Consider the following 20104-nt stretch of genomic DNA (forward strand, 5'->3'; position numbering starts at 1 on the left):
GAACCACCTTCCTATTCTTGCTTGTTTAAAAAGAAGGGGAAAGGGAGTAACGAATCCACCACCCTCTTATCCCGATCTACCTATTCACATTCGTACCTGTAAATTTCCTTACCATACCCTCTATCAATTACTAAAAGTTCATTTGGATACAGTGTCTTATGTTCCATTCCTACTTCGTCCTCGGTTATAAACATCCCATCAATAATCATTCCTACTACTTGTGATTCTTTTGCTACAAATATCGATTTCGATCCTTTCTTTGCTATAAACGTAACGGATTGCACAGTCTTTCTTTCTGCTCTAAACGGGATACCAAAATAATGTTTCCACCATTTATTCCGAAGTAACTCTGGTTCAGATTGATATAGCCAATCTTTCGCCACCTCTTGATCCCATTCGTAATATAATAGTGCTTTCCGGTGAAATCTCGGTCGAACAATCCATCCTAAAACGATTATTCCTACTATTAACAGTAATAAAGTGATAGGAATGACAAACTTAAAAATAAGCGCATATTTTTCATAAAACGGTGCATTTTGAATATGAAGTAATATTTCTTTCTTTACTTCTTGTAATCTTGAATCCTGCACTATGATGGTAGCTTCTACGGTGCCGGTATCTGTAAAATTGAATGTGTCGGAGTAATAAGGACGTGGATAAACGTAAATTTGATTACCATGTTGTTTTATTTCATAGTTGATTGATTGTTTAGATGTGACACCAGTAGATTTTAATAGTTTCTTTACAGCCTCTTCTGTCATTGGCTTACCATCTAACTCTGGTTGCAGAATAAACGGTTTACTATTCTCTAAATTTGTTACTTTTTCTTCATAACCTCTCGTAACAGCTTGAAGTGATAATTTTGGTTTTTCAGTTGTTTCGATTTTAAACTCTTTCGTCTGTCTGTAAAATCCCTTTATATTCATATGAACTTTTCCGCGTATTAACCCTTTATCAAGCTTCGTTTCGTAATAAAAAACATGTCTTTTATCGTCCCACTTCATCGTATATTGTTTCCCGTCTATTTCTACTTCTGCTTTAAAGTAAGAAGATTGAATTGGTAATTCCGTAGGCTTCGCTTCAATAACAGCCGTAGCACCTTCGTACATTTTTTCAACGTTCTTTTGACCATTATCATCTTTGTCATAAGTAGAAACAGTATAGTTAAGCGCCGGTTCAACAAGTACTTGTAACCCCTCTTTCTCAATGTCCTGGTCCACTTCTATCGTATATGTTCCTGGCTTAATGATTTCCTGATTCTCCGTACTTATATGAACTATATTTCCAAATAATTTTGCTTCTCCTGGTGCATGTATGGAAAAAGAAGATTGTAATTGTAATGGTTTAGAAATTTGTGTGACCTGATAATCGGGCAGTGAAGGCGATTGTCGTACAAGTGTCATGCGCTTTAATGGAAATGGTGTCGTAATCTCTACTTTTTTCCCTACTACTTTCGTTTTTACAATCGATTCAACAGAAGAGAATGGATCTCGATTTGCCACTAATGCTGCTACTTGATTTACACTTTTCACAATACCATCCTCACCACTAGATGGCATCGTAACACCATTTATCTCTTTCTTCCATATTTCTTTAAACGTATTTAGCTGTTCTTTTTCTTGCTGCCCTAAATCCTCTTCCATCGTAATTAAGACTGGATGTAACGATATCTTTTTTGCATCCATTTCTTTCTTAAACTGTGCTAACTTCTGTGTAATTTGTTCTTTTCCGCCAACCTTATCTTTCTCCAAATCGTTAAATGCCCCGTCAGTTAATACAATAAGCCAAAATTCACGTTTTCCATCTATATCTGCTTCCTTTTTTATAGATTGCATCGCCGTTTCTACTGCGCTAAATGGAGTATTTAAATACGTTTTCCACGCTCCGATTCCATCAATTTCTGTTTGCCTTTTATCTTTTGTTAACGTAATATTTAACGGATCATTCGGCCGACTCATTGGAACGTAAGAAAATTTATCTTTCTCATCTAATAGTGCAACTAAACTTTGCAAAGCGTAGTTGGCATACTTCCAGCGATCGTTATTTCTCATGCTGCCCGAATCATCATATACAAGTGAAACGACCCTTTCCTTTGCCTCCTCTCCTTTTGCAAAAGTCCAAAAAGGATGTAACCATATAAATAGAAACAATATGAACGTGGCACAAATTCGAATTTTCATGATGAGGCTTCGCCACCTTTGTAGACAAATTCCTATGTTTAAATTTATGAGAGGAAACAAGATATATGACTTGTATTTTAGGACAACAGTTCACAGCAATATCATTATGTAAATAAAAATGAAATAATTCCACATTCCATTTCAAATCTTTTCCTTATTATATATCCGAGATAACACATAACTTTCATACTTTTCCCCCTATAAATTCCACCATTAAAGTTTGATTTTCTACTCCATACAAAAAGTAAAGAGCACGCTACTACTAGCGCACTCTTTACTTTTTCACATATACTTCAACAATCGGGTTTTCCTTCTGATCCGCATGTAAGCGTATATTTTCTTCACCTGTATGATAAATACTTGCTAACAACATAACCGTAAGTACATTAGGCGTCTTCGCATCACTTCCATATTGCCTTTCAAGTGCTTCCTTATATTCAAAATCCAAATCCCCCTGCACATATGTATACACTTCAAAACCATCTTCCAAATTACAAACTATTGTATCAATAATATCCGCTCCTACTTGTTTCTTCATTTCACCTCGCAAGGCTTCTGTAAACTCTCTCCAAGGAACTTCATATGTTTGAAATTGATCTGTAGACTCCACTTTGTATCCTCCTCAATATATGCTTCTTCGTATATTTCCCTTTTCGCGTAAGATATACAACAGCAAAAGAAACTTATATAAGCTGCAACTTTAATGAGTGGGTTTTTTCCCTATGAACCTTAATACAGATTCTCTTGAACGTTCAATTTCTTTAATATTTTCATCGTAATATTTAGATGCATACGCATAGAAGATTATGTCAATAGTCAGAAATTGGGCAAATAATGAACTTGTTGCTGCACTACGAAATTGAGCCTCTGGTGCACGAACATGATGTAAGGACATATCAACTTTATTGGTTAATCTGTTATTCCCAAATCGAGACAATCCAATTGTTTGAATACCAGATGCTTTAGCAATGTCAACAAGTCGCAATACTTCTCCAGTTTCTCCACTATTGGATATACTAAAAAACACACAATTTTTTGTTGATGCAGCAAGTGCTGTAGCCATGATATGTGCATCCTGATATGCACTTACAATCTTTCCTAAACGTAACCATTTTTGAGTAATATCTTCCGCAACAAGCCATGAAGCTCCTAATCCATAAACATAAATAACATCTGCATTTCTCATAGCTTCAATTATTTGATCGAGAACAACTTCATCTAAATAAAGTGCCGTTTCTTGTATCGCTTGTACAGAGTTGGAAACTATTTTTTCTTTAATAGCCGTTATTGTTTCATTTGGTTCAATATCATAAAAACCTTTCTTTTCTGGATATGAAAGATGTGATGATAAAGATACCTTTAACTCTGAAAAACTAGAAATTTCAATAGAACGACAAAGCCTAGTGACCGCAGAACTGCTCGCATTAGCATGAGTAGCTAATTCATGTATAGTCATTCTAACAACTTCTTGTGGATTGTTTAAAATATATTGTGCTATTTTCCTTTCAGATTTTGGTAATTGATGTAATAAACTTTCAATTTTTAATAATACATTCGCTACATGCATTTTGGATTGCCCCTTTAACTTTTAATTAGCCCATATATTTCAGAGCTAAATAATAACATCCTAATGTAGATGATACATCTTTTAAAATAAATTGTACTTCCGGTTTTTCTTGTTTGATTTTCCTAATAAAGGAAGTCTGTACGATTGGTATATTAGTTAACACACTCCCTTTAATAGCAATTGTAACATTGTTGTCAAAATTTAATTTTTTACAAACATCAAGCGTAATCTTAGCAAGATGATCCCCTGCTTGTTTGAGAATATTCTTTGCAAAATCATCACCTACTTTTGCTTGTTGAACGATTATCGGAACAAAAGAAGCAATCTCCGCCTTAGTTGAGGCATAAATATATTTTTTTAACTCAAGCACACTCTGATAACCTAGTTTTGTTAGTATCAACTTAGTTAGGTCACTATAACTTAATCCCTCATCTTCTTCTTGCGTCATTTTAATAAAAACCTGCATGGCAATCCAATAGCCACTTCCTTCATCACCAAGAATATGTCCCCAGCCACCTGCCGATTTTTCAATATCATTTTGAACTCCAATACTAACAGATCCCGTCCCTGAAATTGTTAAGATACCATTTTTACCTTTTAGTAAAGCAGCATGTGCAATAATTCCATCATTTACAATCATAAATGGAATATTAAACGCATCAGAAAGAGCATCTTTTATACCTTTTGTATTTTTAACCCCTCCATACCCAGCTAACCCTAAGCATATATACTGGCACCCTTCATTTTTTAAAGGCACTAAGCATTCTTTAATAGCATCAATAATGTTAATAATGGCTTGTTTTTCACCTAAAAGTAAGTTTCCGCATCCAGCTTTACCTTCACTTATTTTTTCACCAGTTAAATCATAAGCCACTGCTTCAGTTTTAGTACCCCCACCGTCTACTCCTATAATATAATTCATATAGATTCCTCCTCCATAAAATAAAACCTCAATCAATGCCCTATTGATTATTCCCCCTAACCAAACGAGCTTTTATGGGTATTTTATCTCCTATCTTACAGCTTCGCTTCCACCAACTTTTGAGGTGAGATTATTCCTATTCTCCAATAATGGGATAAACAAAAAAGGAAGGAGCGTTCTGTTCCTTCCTTTCCCCCTTTTTGGGATTTTTTTCGCTAAAATCAATTAATTAAAAATTGGAATTTCTCCCAAGGATCTAGATAATCAAGGAGAAAAATTTCTTCCTCAATTATCCTGCCAACTACATTTGTTTTACCTGAATTATCCATTTCCTTCAATGCAATTTGCAATTCACCTTTATATTGTCCGTATAACTTATTTTCAATTAAAATGTCTCCCCTTCTAATATTAGGGGTATAAGTTGGTTCAAATTCTTCTCGTTTATATTTTACACGTGATTGAGTCGAGCGAATAAGATATTCTGAAACGTCTCCACGATAGAAATGAGGTTCTTCTAGCACAATCTTTTTTTCTAGCTCTGTAATCGTGTCATATAGTTCTATATTAAACGTAAACAGCTCACTGTTTAATTTACCGAGCGCTTCTAATTCAACCTCTGATGCATATGCGTTAGCAATAATCACATCATCGATTACTCCGGTTGCAAATAAGTGTTTTGCTTGCGTTTCTATTGGTAATTCACGATGCATTTCAAGTGTACATAAACCTTCCGTTACTGGCCAAGGACCGTAAGTTGCTGCTTGCGAACTAATAAAAGCGGACGTTCGAATATTATGAATTTTGAATTTTTCGCAACACTTTAGAAAATGATCATAGCTTAATCCTGCATAACGATGAGGATAAAAGTTATGTGAACCAACTAAGTTCTCTTTATTAGGCTTATAAGCAATAATATTATCTAAATAATTCGTTGCATTACTCATATTAATTTCAATTTTTAAATTATAAGGATTATACGTCATGATAGACTCTTCATTCCCTGTAAATCCCATATCAAGGCGGATTCCATGCGCTCCTAAATCAGCAAAGAATGATAAATCAGCATAGGATATATCTAAATCCCCAAATACACGAGGAGAAATATCGACCATTACTTCCATATCTAATTGATTTGCAAATTCAATTATTTCTTTAAATTCCTTAATAATGTTTTCTTTATCACCTTCTACCGAAAGCAGGCAAGTAAAGATTTTTTTGAACCCATATTTATGCGCTAATGCAATATACTCCTTATCCTTTGCTATGGTTGAATGTTCCGGGTAAATAGAAATACCTAATTTTCTCATCTTTATATCACCTTTACCTTTCTACATCTCCCATTATTGCTGCGGTGCTAGTTTTTTTATAATGCGAATCATATGTTCAATGAGCTTTTGTTCACTTATCGCTGTCATCAAGTGATCTTGAGCATGAATCATTAACAATGTTTTTTCACTTTGAGCTCCATTCAATTCAGCTTGAATTAACTTTGTTTGTGTTCTATGAGCCAAGCTAAGCTCTTCCCCAGCTTGGTTAATAAGTTCTTCTGCTCTTTCAAAGTTAAATTCTTCTGCAGCTGTTAAGGCTTCATAAGCTAGTCCTCTCGCATTTCCACCGTGAGAAATAATTTCAAAAATTTCCATTTCATTATTATTGATTTCTGTTGACATATCATGACACTCCTAATCGTAATAAATTTTAGACACGGCACTCTCTAAAAGAATCAATATTTCAAAGAATATCAGATTGCAATTAGTCCTTAATATTACATTTATTATTATTCTAATCATCTAAAAAATAGTGGTAAATACTCTTTATGCGCTTCTAATAGTTTCTGTAATACGGCTTCTGCTAAATCATCACTTGGAATAAGTGGATTAATTGATAATGCTAATAAAGCCTTATCATAAGAACCTGTTACAGCTGCCTCAGCACCTACTCTTTCAAATGATTTAATTTGTTGAATTAATCCCTGAACCTGAACTGGTAATTTCCCCATTGTTATAGGAACTGGTCCATTCTTTGTTACAATACAACTGACTTCTACAGCTGAATCATAATCGATTTCAGTAATGGATCCTTTGTTCTGGACATTTAAAACTTGAATGTCTTTTTTATCATTATAAATAGAAGAAATAACATTACACGCTGCGTCACTATAATACGCACCACCTCGTTTTTCTAATTGCGGAGGTTTAATGTCAAGTTTTTCATCTTTGTATAAATCAAATAGATCTTCCTCTAGTTTTTTGACAATTTCAGCACGAGTTTGCCCCGATTTAAATGCTTCTAATTCTTCTTCTAAAATATTCTTTGTTTTATAATAATAACGATGATATGGGCAAGGCACTACACCTAATGATTTCAAAAATCTTGGATTCCAAGGAAGAGGTGCAATATTCTTCATTGTCATTTGGATTTCTGGATTTCCTAGCATATCAAGCACTTTCTCCGTCACTTCCTGATCATCAACGTACACGTGTGTCCCAAATACCATGTGGTTTAATCCAGCAAAATCAATGTGTACTCTCCTCATCTCCACACCTAGCATTTTTGAAATAGACATATGCATATTAAATGGCACATTACATACACCAATAACTTTTTTATGCTTGCTGTAACGAAGAAGAGCTTCCGTTACCATTCCAGCAGGATTTGTAAAGTTAATTAACCATGCATTCGGACAAAGTTCTTGCATTTCTTCTGCGATTTCTAAAAGCACGGGGATTGTTCGTAATGCTTTAAATAGCCCACCTGCACCATTTGTTTCTTGGCCAATTAGTCCCATTTGCAAAGGAATACGTTCGTCTTTAACTCGGGCATCTAGTAAGCCGACTCTCATTTGTGTTGTCACAAAATCAGCACTCTGTAAAGCTTGACGACGGTCTAATGTTAAATGGATTTCCATTGGAACTCCCGCTTTTTCAACCATTCTTCGTGCCAAGGCACCTACAATTTCAAGTTTTTCTCTTCCTTCCTCAATATCCACTAGCCAAATTTCCCTAACTGGTAACTCATCATACCGTTTAATGAAACCTTCAATTAATTCTGGCGTGTAACTAGATCCGCCACCAATTGTAGCAATTTTTATTCCTTTTTGCTTTTCCATTTCACTAACACCTCATTTTAGATAACGAACTTTTTTACTTTACGCGTAGACAATGGGGTAACAAATTAGTGCACTTACTACTATTAAAGACAAGAACAAAATTAACGCTTGTTTCTTGTTTTTAAACTTACCTTCAACCAAAGTAATAATAACGGTTAATCCTGCACTGAAGGCAAAGGTATTACCTAGGTACAGTGACAATTGTTTATCTATTCCACCTACATTCATTAAAGGATTAAAGATAAGATTAAAAACAAGAATAAAACTAAAAAGTAAAAATGCACTTTTGTAACTAAAAAAGTGAATTTTGGATGTTGAATTCATTTTTATCCCCCTTTTCTTTTTCATATTAAAAGGAGCTTGAAGCCATTAGTCCCAAGCTCCCTTTCAGATATTTTTATAAGACCGCGCTTGTTTCCTCAGTTGTTTCTGTTGGATTTTCTTGTGCTAAAAGCTTTTTATCATACATTTTAAAGAATGGTAAATAAATAGTAACTGAGATTGCAATATTAACTAATACAAGAATAATTGCTCTCCAATCACCACCTGTCGAAAGGTAAGCACCTATTGGGGCTGGCAATGTCCACGGAACCATTACATACGTTGGACTAACTAATCCCATTGACGTTGCTATGTACGCAAGTGTCGCACCAATTAATGGTGTTATAACAAACGGAATAATTAAGATTGGATTTAGTACAATTGGCATCCCAAAAATAACAGGTTCATTGATATTAAATATACTAGGAACAATTGTTGCTCTCGCCATCGTCTTACTATAACTAGATTTTGCTGTTAATAACATAGCAATTACTAGCCCTAATGTTGCACCAGAACCACCAATCCAAATAAACCATTGGAAGAATGTTTCAGGAGCTATGTGCGGAATTGCCTCCCCAGCTGCAACTGCTGCTGAGTTATTAGCTAAGTAAACCTCCCAAACTGGACGAGCAACAGCACCTACAACTGATACCCCATGAATACCGAATGACCAGAAGAATGTTATTAAAAAAACAGGAATTAATACGCCCGGTAATGTATCTCCCGCTTTAATAAGTGGTGCAACAGCTTTATCAACAAGTGAATGTAGATCAATACCAAAGACTACTGTAATTATTGTCATGATAACCAATACAATTGTAACTGGTATTAATGCTTCAAATGAACGGGCTACAGAATCTGGAACGGACTCTGGCATTTTTATTGTGAAATTTTTGGTCTTACATAGACGTAAAGTTTCAACCGCAAATATGGAAACAATCATCCCTACAAAGAGTCCATGCCCGCCAAGATTTGACATTGGCAATACAAAACCTACACCCTCTATCATTTTTACACCTATTGTAAACAAGAATGCAGCTACCGATAGTAACCCTCCTGATAGAGGATCTAACTTATAACTTTGAGACAAGCTATAACCTATTCCAAAGGTAATATATAGTGTCATAATAAACATCGTTAATCGATAGGGTATTAGAATCTCTGCGACATGTTTTGCTGCCCATTCACCTATTGCGGAATCTGGTGCTACAGGTGGGAACGCAATAATAAGAAATAAACTCCCGAAGATGATGAATGGTAGAGCGGAAACTACCCCGTCACGTATTGCACGTAAATGTTTTTGCTCAGACAATTTAGCCATGGGTGTTGAAAGATTATTTTCTAAAAAATCGACAAATTTATTCATTTGCATTTTCCCCTTTAGCCATTTAATGGTTAAACCTATTTGTTAGATTATTACTTTACTAGTTCGTTTACTAACCTTAATAGAGTGGGTCCACCCAGAGGACTGTATGCTTGAGCTGGGATTACTTGACATGGCACTCCTGCTTCATCTGCAGAGTTTTTAAAACTATCAAAACGATGTTTTACTTGTGGAGCTACCATTGCAACATCCCAACCTTTACGTACTTCTAAATCAAATTCTTGAGTACCAACTGCCAATACCTCTAAAGCTATCCCTTGTTTTTCGCCTTCCTTTTTTAAAGCGTTTACAATAATTGCACTTGACATTCCACCAGAACATACGAATAATACCTTCATCTTTATTCCCCCTACTAATTCTTTTTTATTTAATACATTTTAAATCGCTTTTCTTATAAATCCTTCTGCTGCTTTTAAGCGTTCTACTGCCTCTTCATAAGAAGCACTTGTCAAAATCATGACAATAGCAATTTTAGGCTGATTATTTGCCTTTACTAAGTATTCTTCCGCCACTTTGTAACTACATTCAGTGGCATCCATAATAATACGCTTTGCACGTTCCACTAGCTTTTCATTTGTTAACTGTAAATCTACCATTAAATTCCCATAAACTTTTCCAATTCCAACCATAGAAGCTGTCGAGAGCATGTTGCATACTAATTTTTGAGCAGTTCCGGCTTTTAAGCGCGTAGATCCCGTCAATATCTCAGGTCCGTTTACAACTTCAATAGCAACTGTAGCAATTCTTCCAATCTCTGACTCTTTATTACAGCTTATTGAAACTGTGCCTGCCCCAATTTGATTTGCATAATTTAAGCCTGCAATAACATAAGGAGTACGCCCACTTGCAGCAATCCCTACTACAACATCCTTACTAGTTAATTGAATTCCCTCTAAATCTTTAGGGCTTAATGTAAAACTATCTTCTGCCCCTTCAACCGCCTTAACAAATGCACTTTCTCCACCTGCGATTAGACCTATTACTTTACTAGGATCAGTATTAAACGTTGGTGGACACTCTACAGCATCCAATAATCCAATCCGTCCACTTGTTCCAGCTCCTAAATAGATTAATCTCCCACCTTGTTTCATTGATGCAACAATCATCTCTACAGCCTTTGCAATTTGAGGAAGTTCCTTTTGAACACTGTAAGCAACTTTTATGTCTTCTTCATTCATCACCTCCAATAAATTAAGCGTTTTCATTTCATCTAAAAACATAGTCTTTTCATTGCGACACTCCGTTGTTAAATGCTCTATCATATACATCATCCCTCTACCATTCGTAATCTAATCGCTTTCGTTGATACGACTATAACACCATTAAAAATAAATTTCAATTATTCTCTAAAAAATTAAAATGAAATTTCAAAACTGTATACAACTAGAATATTAGAGAGTATAATACATAATTGTTAACGCTTACAAAATATGAACTATACAGATAAGAAAGGGATTCATACTATTGAATAAAAAGACTTCGTCGGTAAATTACATTACCTTCAAAGACATAAACTGATCTTTCTAATCTTAATGAAATACCTGAAATCATCAAGATTATATAATACCTCACGGACAATTATACTTTTATCCAAGTATTCCAAAAGAACAACAATTAATGATTGACGCTACCATGTGAAATATTGGGAAATATGACATCAATGTAGATCTATCCTTACCAGATTACTAACGTCACTTTTCCTGGTGAACCTATATAGTACATTTATAAATATAGGAGACTGGCGCTGTGACAATGTAAATAATCTTGTTAAACGTATTTAAACAAAACATTAAGTTTCAACTTATCATGGTTTTATAAGAGCGAATATTATAATTTAAAAATATATGTAAAGTAGGTGTAATGATAATGTACATTGTTGGTTTAATGTCCGGAACATCATTAGATGGTATTGACGCTGCGCTTGTACGTGTAAATAATTACGGTGTAAGAACGGAAATAGATATGATTGAGTTTATAACATATCCTTTCCCAAAGGATGTTGAAGAAGAAATTATACAGTCTTTGTCTGTTGATACCTCCAACGTGCAACTAATTTGCAGTTTAAACTTTAAGCTCGGAAAATTATTTGCAGATGCTGTAAAAGAAGTTTGTAAGAAAGCTAGACTACCTTTAGAACAGGTGGATCTTATAGGATCCCATGGACAAACTATTTACCATCAACCTACACAAGAAAAAAACTGGGTACCCTCAACGCTACAGATTGGTGAACCCTCGGTAATTGCTTATGAAACAAATACAACCGTAATTTCTAACTTCCGTACCATGGACATAGCAGCAGGTGGACAGGGCGCTCCTCTGGTACCTTATACTGAATATATTCTTTATCGAAGTAAAGCAAAAGGAAGATTATTACAAAATATAGGTGGTATTGGAAATGTAACTGTTTTGCCTAAGCAAGCCTCGCTTAATGAACTGTATGCCTTTGATACAGGACCCGGGAATATGATTATCGATGAAATATGTCGCCAATTGTTTAACGTAGAGTACGATAAAGGTGGTAATTTAGCTAAACAAGGAAAAATAAACGAACAGCTCTTATCATACTGTATAAATCATCCCTATATTATGAGCCCTCCACCAAAAACAACAGGTAGAGAATTATTTGGTAAGCAGTATGTTGACATACTATTAAGTAAGTTTGATTCACTTTCCAACCACGATATAGTAGCGACCATAACAATGTTCACAGCAAAATCCATTGTAGATAATTATTGCAAATTCATCTTTCCACAAGTTAAAATCGACGAAGTCATTATTGGGGGCGGTGGCAGCTATAATAAAACTTTACTCAACATGATTCAATCACTACTTGGGGAATCAATTCAAGTTTATACCCAAGAAGAGTTAGGATACTCTTCTGAGGCTAAAGAAGCTGTAGCATTTGCTCTTCTAGCAAATGAAACATACCACGGTAACGCAAGTAACGTCCCAAACGCTACAGGTGCAAAAAATGCTGTCATCCTAGGAAATATATCCTTTCCTTTCCCGAATCAATGGATTAAGAAAAGAAATTCTGCGGAATAAAGTGAATTTCCCATCAGCAAGAATCTTCTTCATCTCCAGCTGATTATTAGATCGAACCACTCTAGATTTTTACGGTATTTTTGTGCATGGTTATCTTTAAACGAGTTTATTATCTTCATACACTAAATAATATAGTTACTATAATTAACACAAATAGTTTTTTAGTGTCACTGCCATTTTTAATACAAACTACTGCCCGTCCATATTTCCCCTTTCCTATAACAATTATGATAGATAGGTCATTCGTACAAGCCGCACTTGTCCCCCTTACATATCGTATTACTGTAATGGGGAAGGAGGAAAGAACATGCATAGACAAAAATGTTATGATACATGCCAACGCTATTTCGGAAAAGTTGTTCGAATTGAAGATCGTGATGGTCGAATTCATTTAGGAAAAATAATCGATGTGACAAAAGATTCCGTATGGATCGAACCAATGCAGCAGCGCTCATCTTTTGATACAGGATTCGGATACTATGACGCGTATGCAAGCGGTGGTTGTGATCTTTGCGGCGGCCTTAGTAGATGTGATAACTGTGGATTTGGATGCGGTGGTGGATTCAGTGGTGGATTTAGTGGTGGATTTAGTGGCTGTGGATGCGGCGGTCGTGGTTGCGGCGGTTGTGGCGGCGGTGACTGGGGCCTTGAACTCGGATTTGGCTTTATTTTTGGAATTACTTTGGCTGCATTATTTTTCATCTAACTATAATAAAGAGTTGGCTATCCTTAGCCAACTCTTTTTCTCTATTTTTCACATATAAAAATCCGATGTCCTAAAATATGTTGATACATAAGCAGTACTTGTTCGTGTTGTACCCACGCCTCATACAATTCTTCCGGAATATACGGTGATGCATTCCACTCCGGCTCTTCAATATGCACTGCAACTGTTTCTGCAATGGTACCGCCACCGACAACTGTGATTCTTTTAAAGTTCGCAGCTTTAAATAATTGAATCCACTCATTCTCCGTTAATAATTCTTTCATACCGTATAATTGTACAATCTTTTCTTCCTCATTCTTCTCAATGTGCCTATCAATAATCATTTCAATCACAACAAGTTTCCCAGCCTTCTGTAATACACGATAACACTCCGAAATAACCTTTTCTTTATTCGTGAAAGCGATTATTGATTCTCCAAGTACAAGTTCATACGAATCATTTAAACACGGTAATTGTTCCACATCACCTGGTATCAATTTTATATTCAAACCATTAAACAACCATCTATCTCTCGCTTTTTGAATCATAATTTCATTCTTTTCAACCGCCGTTACTTTATAACCTAATTCTTTTGTCATGTAAGCAGCTGTTTTCCCTGTACCACAACCTATCTCAAGGACATTTGCTCCATGTCTAAGAGGCAGTTGTGCTAACAATTTTTTTGTTAACGTAAAGCCACCAGGATGAGCACTCCCTATTCCGTAATAAGCTAAAAAATCGATGTATGTGTTTCGTTTCATGGGATTCTCCCTTTTTTATTTTATATATTCGGAGCAGGAAGAAAAGTGCATAGAAAAAAGGGCGCATCACGCGCCCCCTCATCTTACTTATCATCAGAAATATATGCCCATTTGTAGCTGTAATCTCCACCAACTGGATGGTGAACAATACCTTTTACTTTCGGTCTTTGAACGATAGCATCACCACGTTGATATAACGGTGCGATTGCAGCATCTTCAAGTAACATTTTCTCAGCTTTTAGCATGCTATCCCAACGATCTTTCGTTTTCGTTAATAGCTCACCTTTACCTTTTTCTACAATTTCATCATATTTTGGATTTGAATATCCAGTTTGGTTATGAGGACCATTTGTAACGAACATATCAATGAATGTCATTGGATCTAAGTAGTCAGGTCCCCAACCAGCGTAAGATAAATCATAATCTTGATCTGATTCTAATTTTAATTTTTGTTTAAACGGCTGGTTTTTCAAATTCACTGTTAAGCCTGGTAAGTTCTTCTCAAGTTCACCTTTTAAGAACTCCCCTACTTTTTTCGCATTATCGCTATCATAATTTAATAGCTCTACCGTTACTTGATCTTTTCCAAGTTCTTTTTTCGCTTTTTCCCAATGTTCTTTTGCCTTTTTCAGATCTGTTTTTAAAATATCTCCGTTCTCTTTACGGAAATCTTTTCCATCCGGACTCTTCGCAAATTCTTTTGGCACTAAGTAATCTGCAGGTGTAGATCCGTCATTTAAAATAACATTCGTTAAGCCTTTCTTATCGTACGCCATCGCAATCGCTAAACGTAAGTCTTTATTCTTTAACACTGTATCTTGGCCACCACGTTTTTGGTTTATACGTAAGAAGTACGTTGATGGTGTTTTTTGTGTATAGAAGTCTGGATTTGATTTATATTTGTCAACGAATTCAGATACAAGTCCTGTTCGATCAATTTGTCCACTTTCATATAAGTTAACACGTGTACCACTATCTTTTACTACGTTAAAGTTGATTTCATCTAGCTTAACTGTTTTATTATCCCAGTATTGTGCATTTTTCTTTAATTTCCAACTTTCTTCATGTTTCCAGTCTGTTAATGTAAATGGTCCGTTGTATAACGTTGTATCTGCTTCTAAACCGAATTTTTCTCCTTTTTCTTTTACGAATTTTTCATTTAACGGATAGAATGTTCCGAATGAAGTTAATTCTACAAAGTAAGGAACTGGATTTTCTAATTCTACTTCTAACGTGTAGTCATCTACAGCTTTTACACCTAACGTATCAAGTGGTGCTTTTCCTTCATTAATGTCCTTTGCATTCTTTACATCAAACATAATGTATGCATATTCCGCTGCTGTATTTTTATCTACCGCACGTTTCCAAGAGAATACGAAATCTTTCGCTGTTACAGGGTCTCCATTTGACCATTTTGCATTTTTATTTAATGTAAATGTATACTTTTTGCCATCATCACTCTTTTTATATGATTCAGCAACCCCTGGTGTTGCTTTATTATCTTTATCAAGTCGATATAAACCTTCCATTACGTTGTTTAAAGCAAGAAACGATACTTGGTCTGTCGCTTTTGTAGAATCCATTGATGGAATCTCTTGGCTATCTGTTAGATTCAGTACTTGCTTTGCAGCTAATTTTCCACCTTCTTTTTCGCCACTTTTCGGCGTTGTGCTTGCCTTATCTTTTTCCCCTGATCCAGAGCAAGCTGTTAATGCCATACTCATTACTAGAACTGGTGCTACAACCGCTGTTAATTTTTTCATCTTTTTTCTCTTCATTTTTTTGTACCCTCCCCAATTATATGTACGATATTAACATTTAGAGATTCTCTATTAACTTTCGTTATCAGAAAATTCTTATTAATTAATATTCTACTAATTTTTCAGGTTTTGTAAAGTGTTTTTGCAAATTTTCTAAAAATTTATTTTTTTATGATAGTAACTTGCTATTTTACCATTACTACTATATGAATTATCCCCCATCTACTATATGTAAACATATCTCTCCTTATTCTTCTCTATTGCTAAGTTCTATATTTTCCTTATCCATATAAAATCTTTCACTATCATTTATCTTTCCAACTGTTGAATTTTTTTCTAATATCCTACAGTAAAACTTTAAAAGTGACCCCGGCGTTTCTCAAGAATTCAATAAGCCCCATTCTCCTTATACTAAAAAAGCATTTCAAAAGCAGCTTAGCCACTTTTGAAATGCTTTCATGCTATTTCTTTCCGCCATCCTCAGTTACATACGCCCACTTAAAGCTATATTCTGGACTAATGTTGTGTTTCACAATTCCTTTTACATTCGGTTTCATTACATATGATCTTCCTGTTTGATATAAAGGAACTAATCCTGCATCTTCTTCAAGGAATAATTTCTCTGCTTTCCCTAATGTTTCCCAACGCTTCTTCGGATCAGACAATAACTCATTACCTGCTGCTTTAACCATTTCATCGTATTTCGGATTTGAGTAACTCATTTGGTTATATGGGCTCTTCGAGTCAAACATATCAATAAATGTCATTGGATCCGCATAGTCTGGACTCCAACCTGCATAAGAAATTTCATAGTCTTGTGCTGACTCTAATTTCAATTTTTGTTTGAACGGCTGAATTTTCGTATTAATCGTTACACCTTTTAAATTTTTCTCAATTTGATCTTTAACATAATCAGCAATCTTTTTCGCAGTTCCATCATCATAGCTTAGTAATTCAATTGTAACTTGATCTTTTCCAAGTTCCTTTTTCGCTTCTTCCCATGCAGCTGCTGCTTTTTTCGTATCTTGTTTCAGACCATTTTTAAACGTATCTTGGTAATCTTTACCGTCAGGTCCCATCGCAAGCCCTTTTGGAACCAATTGATCTGTTGCTTTTGATCCATTATTTAAAATAACGTTTGCTAAACCTTTTTTATCAACTGATAACGCAATTGCTTCACGCAGCTTTTTGCTCTTTAACGGTGTATCTTGTCCGTTACGCTTTTGATTTAAACGTAAGAAGAATGTACTTGATTCTGCATACTCACCATACTCATCTTTATTCGATTTATATTTATCTACAAATTCTCCTGATAGTAATGTAAAGTCAATCGATCCTGTATCATATAGATTTACTTTTGTAGCTACTTCTTTTACAACGCTGTAATTAATTTCTTCTAATTTCACAGTCTTCTTATCCCAATACTTATCGTTTTTCTTCAATTGCCAGCCTTGTTCATGTTTCCATGAAGACATTACGAATGGCCCGTTATATAGCGTTGTGTCCGCTTCTAAACCAAACTTCTCTCCTTTTTCTTTTACGAATTTTTCATTTAACGGATAATAGGACGGGAATGCTAATAAATTTAAAAAGTACGGTACTGGTTTTTCTAATTCTACTTCTAGCGTGTAATCATCTACCGCCTTCGCTCCTAATTCAGTTACAGGTTTTTCTCCTTTATTAATCGCTTCTGCATTTTTAATATAGTAAGCAATAAATGCATATTCTGCAGCTGTGTTTTTATCAAGTAAGCGCTGCCATCCGAACACGAAATCTTTTGCTGTTACAGGATCCCCATTTGACCATTTCGCATCTTTACGCAGTTTAAACGTATATTTTTTGCCATCTTCGCTTTTCGTACTAGATTCTGCCGCAGCCGGAATAGGCTTATTATCTTTATCAAGGCGATATAACCCTTCCATCGTGTTTCCTAAAATTTGTGCCCCTAACGTATCAGTAGATTTAGAAGTGTCCATCGTCGGAATTTCTTGGTTTTCCGTACGATTTAATACTTGCTTCTCTGCATATTTAATATCAGATTTTTTTTCTTCCCCACTATTTGATGTAGTAGTCGTTTTCTTTTCCCCACCTGATCCAGAGCATGCTGTCAATGCAACACTCATCGCTAAAACTGGTACTACAACTGCTGTTAACTTTTTCATCTTTTTTCTCTTCATTTTTGTATCCTCCCTAATTATATGTACATTACCAACCCTTGAGAGACCCCTTGCTAACGAATGATTTTTCAGAAAATTACAACTAATGTTATTCTACTCTTTTTTTCGGATTTGTAAATAGTTTTATTTTAAATATTCTGATTTTAATCTTCGTAATTTAGTATAATGTATCCCCCATCTACTTATATGTCCATACTATACGCCTTATTCTTCTCTATTTAACTACACTAAAAAAAGCATTTCAAAGTAGCTCAGCCACTTTAAAATGCTTTTTCAACTCTATTATTTTTCAGTCACATATGCCCACTTAAAGCTAAATTCTGGACTGATATTATGTTTTACTACACCTTTTACATTTGGTTGCGAAACATAAGAATCTCCACGTTGATATAAAGGTACAATCGCTACATCTTCTTCAAGTAATGTTTTTTCAGCTTTCCCTAACTCTTCCCAACGTTTTTTCGCATCACCCATTAATTCAGTTCCAGCTTTTTTCACCATTTCATCATACTTTGGATCTGAGAAGCTCATTTGGTTATGAGAATGCTTAGACTCAAACATATCTAAGAACGTCATTGGATCTGCATAATCTGGATTCCAACCACCATATGAAATATCATATTGTTGCTCACTTTCTAATTTCAGTTTTTGCTTAAATGGTTGAAGTTTAATGTTAACTGTTACACCTTTTAAGTTTTTCTCAATCTGGTCTTTAATATATTCGCCAACTTTTTTCGCATTACCAGTATCGTAGTTTAAGAATTCAATTGTAACTTGATCTTTTCCAAGTTCTTTTTTCGCTTCTTCCCAAGCTGCAGCAGCTTTTTTCGGATCTGGTTTCAAACCATTTTTAAATGTTTCTTGGAAGTCTTTACCGTCCGGTCCAGTCGCTAAGCCTTTTGGTACTAAGAAATCAGCTTCTTTTGATCCATCATTTAAAATTACGTTTGCTAAATTCTTTTTATCAATTGATAGCGCAATTGCTTCACGCAGTTTTTTGCTCTTTAATGGTGTATCTTGTCCATCACGTTTTTGGTTCATACGAATGAAATACGTACTCACTTGTGAATATGTTCCGAATTCATCTTTCTTACTTCTGTATTTATCAACGAACTCTCCATTTAATAATGCAAAGTCAACTTGACCGCTGTCATATAAATTGACTAAAGTCGCAGCCTCTTTAACAACACTAAAGTTAACTTCTTCAAGTTTTACAGTCTTTTTATCCCAATATTGATCATTTTTCTTTAATTGCCATCCTTGTTCATGCTTCCAATCTTTAAGAACGAATGGTCCATTATAAACTGTTGTATCAGACTCTAAACCGAACTTCTCGCCTTTTTCTTTTACGAACTTTTCGTTTAACGGATAGTATGATGGGAATGCTACTAAGTTTAAGAAATACGGTACCGCTTGCTCTAATTCAACTTCAAGCGTAAGATCATCTACCGCTTTTACGCCTAATTCAGTTACAGGTTTTTCTCCTTTATTAACCACTTCTGCATTTTTAATTGGGAATGCGATAAATGCATACTCAGCAGCTGTTTTTGGATCTAATAGACGTTGCCAAGCATATACGAAATCTTTCGCAGTTACTGGATCTCCATTTGACCATTTTGCATCTTTACGTAGTTTAAATGTATATTTTTTGCCATCTTCACTTTTCGTGCTAGATTCTGCAGCAGCTGGAATAGGCTTATTATCTTTATCAAGACGATATAACCCTTCCATCGTATTTCCTAGCATTTGTGAAGATACTGTATCTGTTGATTTTGAAGAATCCATCGTTGGAATCTCTTGTGTCACTGTTCGATTCAACACTTGTTTCGCTGCTAGTTTTTCTCCTGATTTGCTATCTCCACTAGAGCTAGAATCCGTGCTTGCCTTCTTGTCTCCACCTGATGTAGAACATGCTGTTAACGCCATGCTCATTGCTAAAACCGGTGCTACAACTGCTGTTAGTTTTTTCATTTTTTTCTTTTTCATTTTCTGTACCCTCCCTAATTCTAAACGATATCTTTTCGAGAATTTTCTGATAATTCTGTTTTTCTTTATATATTTATCAGACGATTCTTACTAATTCTTATTCTACTAATTTTTAAAAATTTGTAAAGTGTTATTATTGAAAATTTTTAAAAAATTATTTTATTACAGTAATATTCATAAAAATTC

General features: G+C 35.0%; 17 protein-coding genes. 2 read left to right on the forward strand and 15 right to left on the reverse strand.

The features are described from left to right. Positions 1 to 80: 80 nt before the first annotated feature. The 11 genes from COI75_RS21620 to murQ form a co-directional block, all read right to left on the reverse strand. Positions 81 to 2180, reverse strand: coding sequence for a vWA domain-containing protein (locus COI75_RS21620; RefSeq protein WP_000702051.1), 2100 nt, complete (start codon positions 2178 to 2180; stop codon positions 81 to 83). 274 nt (positions 2181 to 2454) lie between these two features. Further along, positions 2455 to 2790 (reverse strand): hypothetical protein, encoded by a 336-nt coding sequence (locus tag COI75_RS21625; protein WP_000446155.1) that lies wholly within the window; start codon positions 2788 to 2790, stop codon positions 2455 to 2457. A 90-nt stretch (positions 2791 to 2880) separates the two neighbouring features. After that, positions 2881 to 3747: a MurR/RpiR family transcriptional regulator gene (locus COI75_RS21630; protein ID WP_000557845.1), complete on the reverse strand. Its 867-nt coding sequence runs from the start codon at positions 3745 to 3747 to the stop codon at positions 2881 to 2883. Between the two features lie 25 nt (positions 3748 to 3772). After that, the gene (locus tag COI75_RS21635) at positions 3773 to 4669 is read right to left on the reverse strand and encodes an N-acetylglucosamine kinase (protein ID WP_001106570.1); all 897 of its coding nucleotides are present in this window, start codon (positions 4667 to 4669) and stop codon (positions 3773 to 3775) included. Between the two features lie 221 nt (positions 4670 to 4890). Then, a complete protein-coding gene (locus COI75_RS21640) occupies positions 4891 to 5976 on the reverse strand; it encodes a DUF871 domain-containing protein (RefSeq protein ID WP_001228531.1) in 1086 nt (361 codons plus the stop codon). A gap of 33 nt (positions 5977 to 6009) precedes the next feature. Then, entirely contained in the window at positions 6010 to 6339 is a 330-nt protein-coding gene (locus tag COI75_RS21645; protein ID WP_000102497.1) for a PTS lactose/cellobiose transporter subunit IIA, read from the reverse strand. Positions 6340 to 6455: 116 nt separating this feature from the next. Next, complete coding sequence (locus tag COI75_RS21650; RefSeq protein WP_000414821.1) at positions 6456 to 7778, reverse strand: 6-phospho-beta-glucosidase; 1323 nt, start codon at positions 7776 to 7778, stop codon at positions 6456 to 6458. Between the two features lie 39 nt (positions 7779 to 7817). Then, entirely contained in the window at positions 7818 to 8102 is a 285-nt protein-coding gene (locus COI75_RS21655) for a hypothetical protein (RefSeq protein WP_001089442.1), read from the reverse strand. A gap of 73 nt (positions 8103 to 8175) precedes the next feature. Further along, entirely contained in the window at positions 8176 to 9465 is a 1290-nt protein-coding gene (locus COI75_RS21660) for a PTS sugar transporter subunit IIC (RefSeq protein ID WP_001032261.1), read from the reverse strand. Between the two features lie 50 nt (positions 9466 to 9515). Continuing rightward, the gene (locus tag COI75_RS21665; RefSeq protein ID WP_000865883.1) at positions 9516 to 9821 is read right to left on the reverse strand and encodes a PTS sugar transporter subunit IIB; all 306 of its coding nucleotides are present in this window, start codon (positions 9819 to 9821) and stop codon (positions 9516 to 9518) included. A gap of 39 nt (positions 9822 to 9860) precedes the next feature. Next, on the reverse strand, positions 9861 to 10745 hold the full coding sequence (gene murQ / locus COI75_RS21670) for an N-acetylmuramic acid 6-phosphate etherase (protein WP_000569543.1): 885 nt from the start codon (positions 10743 to 10745) through the stop codon (positions 9861 to 9863). Positions 10746 to 11349: 604 nt separating this feature from the next. On the opposite strand from murQ, the gene anmK reads away from it, so the two are divergent. After that, a complete protein-coding gene (gene anmK, locus COI75_RS21675) occupies positions 11350 to 12528 on the forward strand; it encodes an anhydro-N-acetylmuramic acid kinase AnmK (protein WP_098448634.1) in 1179 nt (392 codons plus the stop codon). 307 nt (positions 12529 to 12835) lie between these two features. Further along, a complete protein-coding gene (locus COI75_RS21685; protein ID WP_098448635.1) occupies positions 12836 to 13234 on the forward strand; it encodes a hypothetical protein in 399 nt (132 codons plus the stop codon). Between the two features lie 41 nt (positions 13235 to 13275). Here the strand turns inward: COI75_RS21685 and COI75_RS21690 are convergent, their stop codons facing one another. From COI75_RS21690 to COI75_RS21705, 4 genes are all read right to left on the reverse strand, one after another. Beyond that, positions 13276 to 13995, reverse strand: a complete 720-nt coding sequence (locus COI75_RS21690) for a class I SAM-dependent methyltransferase (protein WP_000828236.1) — start codon at positions 13993 to 13995, stop codon at positions 13276 to 13278. Between the two features lie 83 nt (positions 13996 to 14078). Next, a complete protein-coding gene (locus COI75_RS21695) occupies positions 14079 to 15773 on the reverse strand; it encodes a peptide ABC transporter substrate-binding protein (protein ID WP_098448636.1) in 1695 nt (564 codons plus the stop codon). 443 nt (positions 15774 to 16216) lie between these two features. Beyond that, on the reverse strand, positions 16217 to 17932 hold the full coding sequence (locus COI75_RS21700) for a peptide ABC transporter substrate-binding protein (RefSeq protein WP_000823475.1): 1716 nt from the start codon (positions 17930 to 17932) through the stop codon (positions 16217 to 16219). A 282-nt stretch (positions 17933 to 18214) separates the two neighbouring features. After that, a complete protein-coding gene (locus tag COI75_RS21705) occupies positions 18215 to 19918 on the reverse strand; it encodes a peptide ABC transporter substrate-binding protein (RefSeq protein ID WP_000727507.1) in 1704 nt (567 codons plus the stop codon). Between the last annotated feature and the right edge of the window lie 186 nt (positions 19919 to 20104).

The sequence above is a fragment of the Bacillus cereus genome, from assembly GCF_002564555.1.
In the GTDB taxonomy this organism is placed as follows: Bacteria; Bacillota; Bacilli; order Bacillales; family Bacillaceae_G; genus Bacillus_A; species Bacillus_A cereus_K.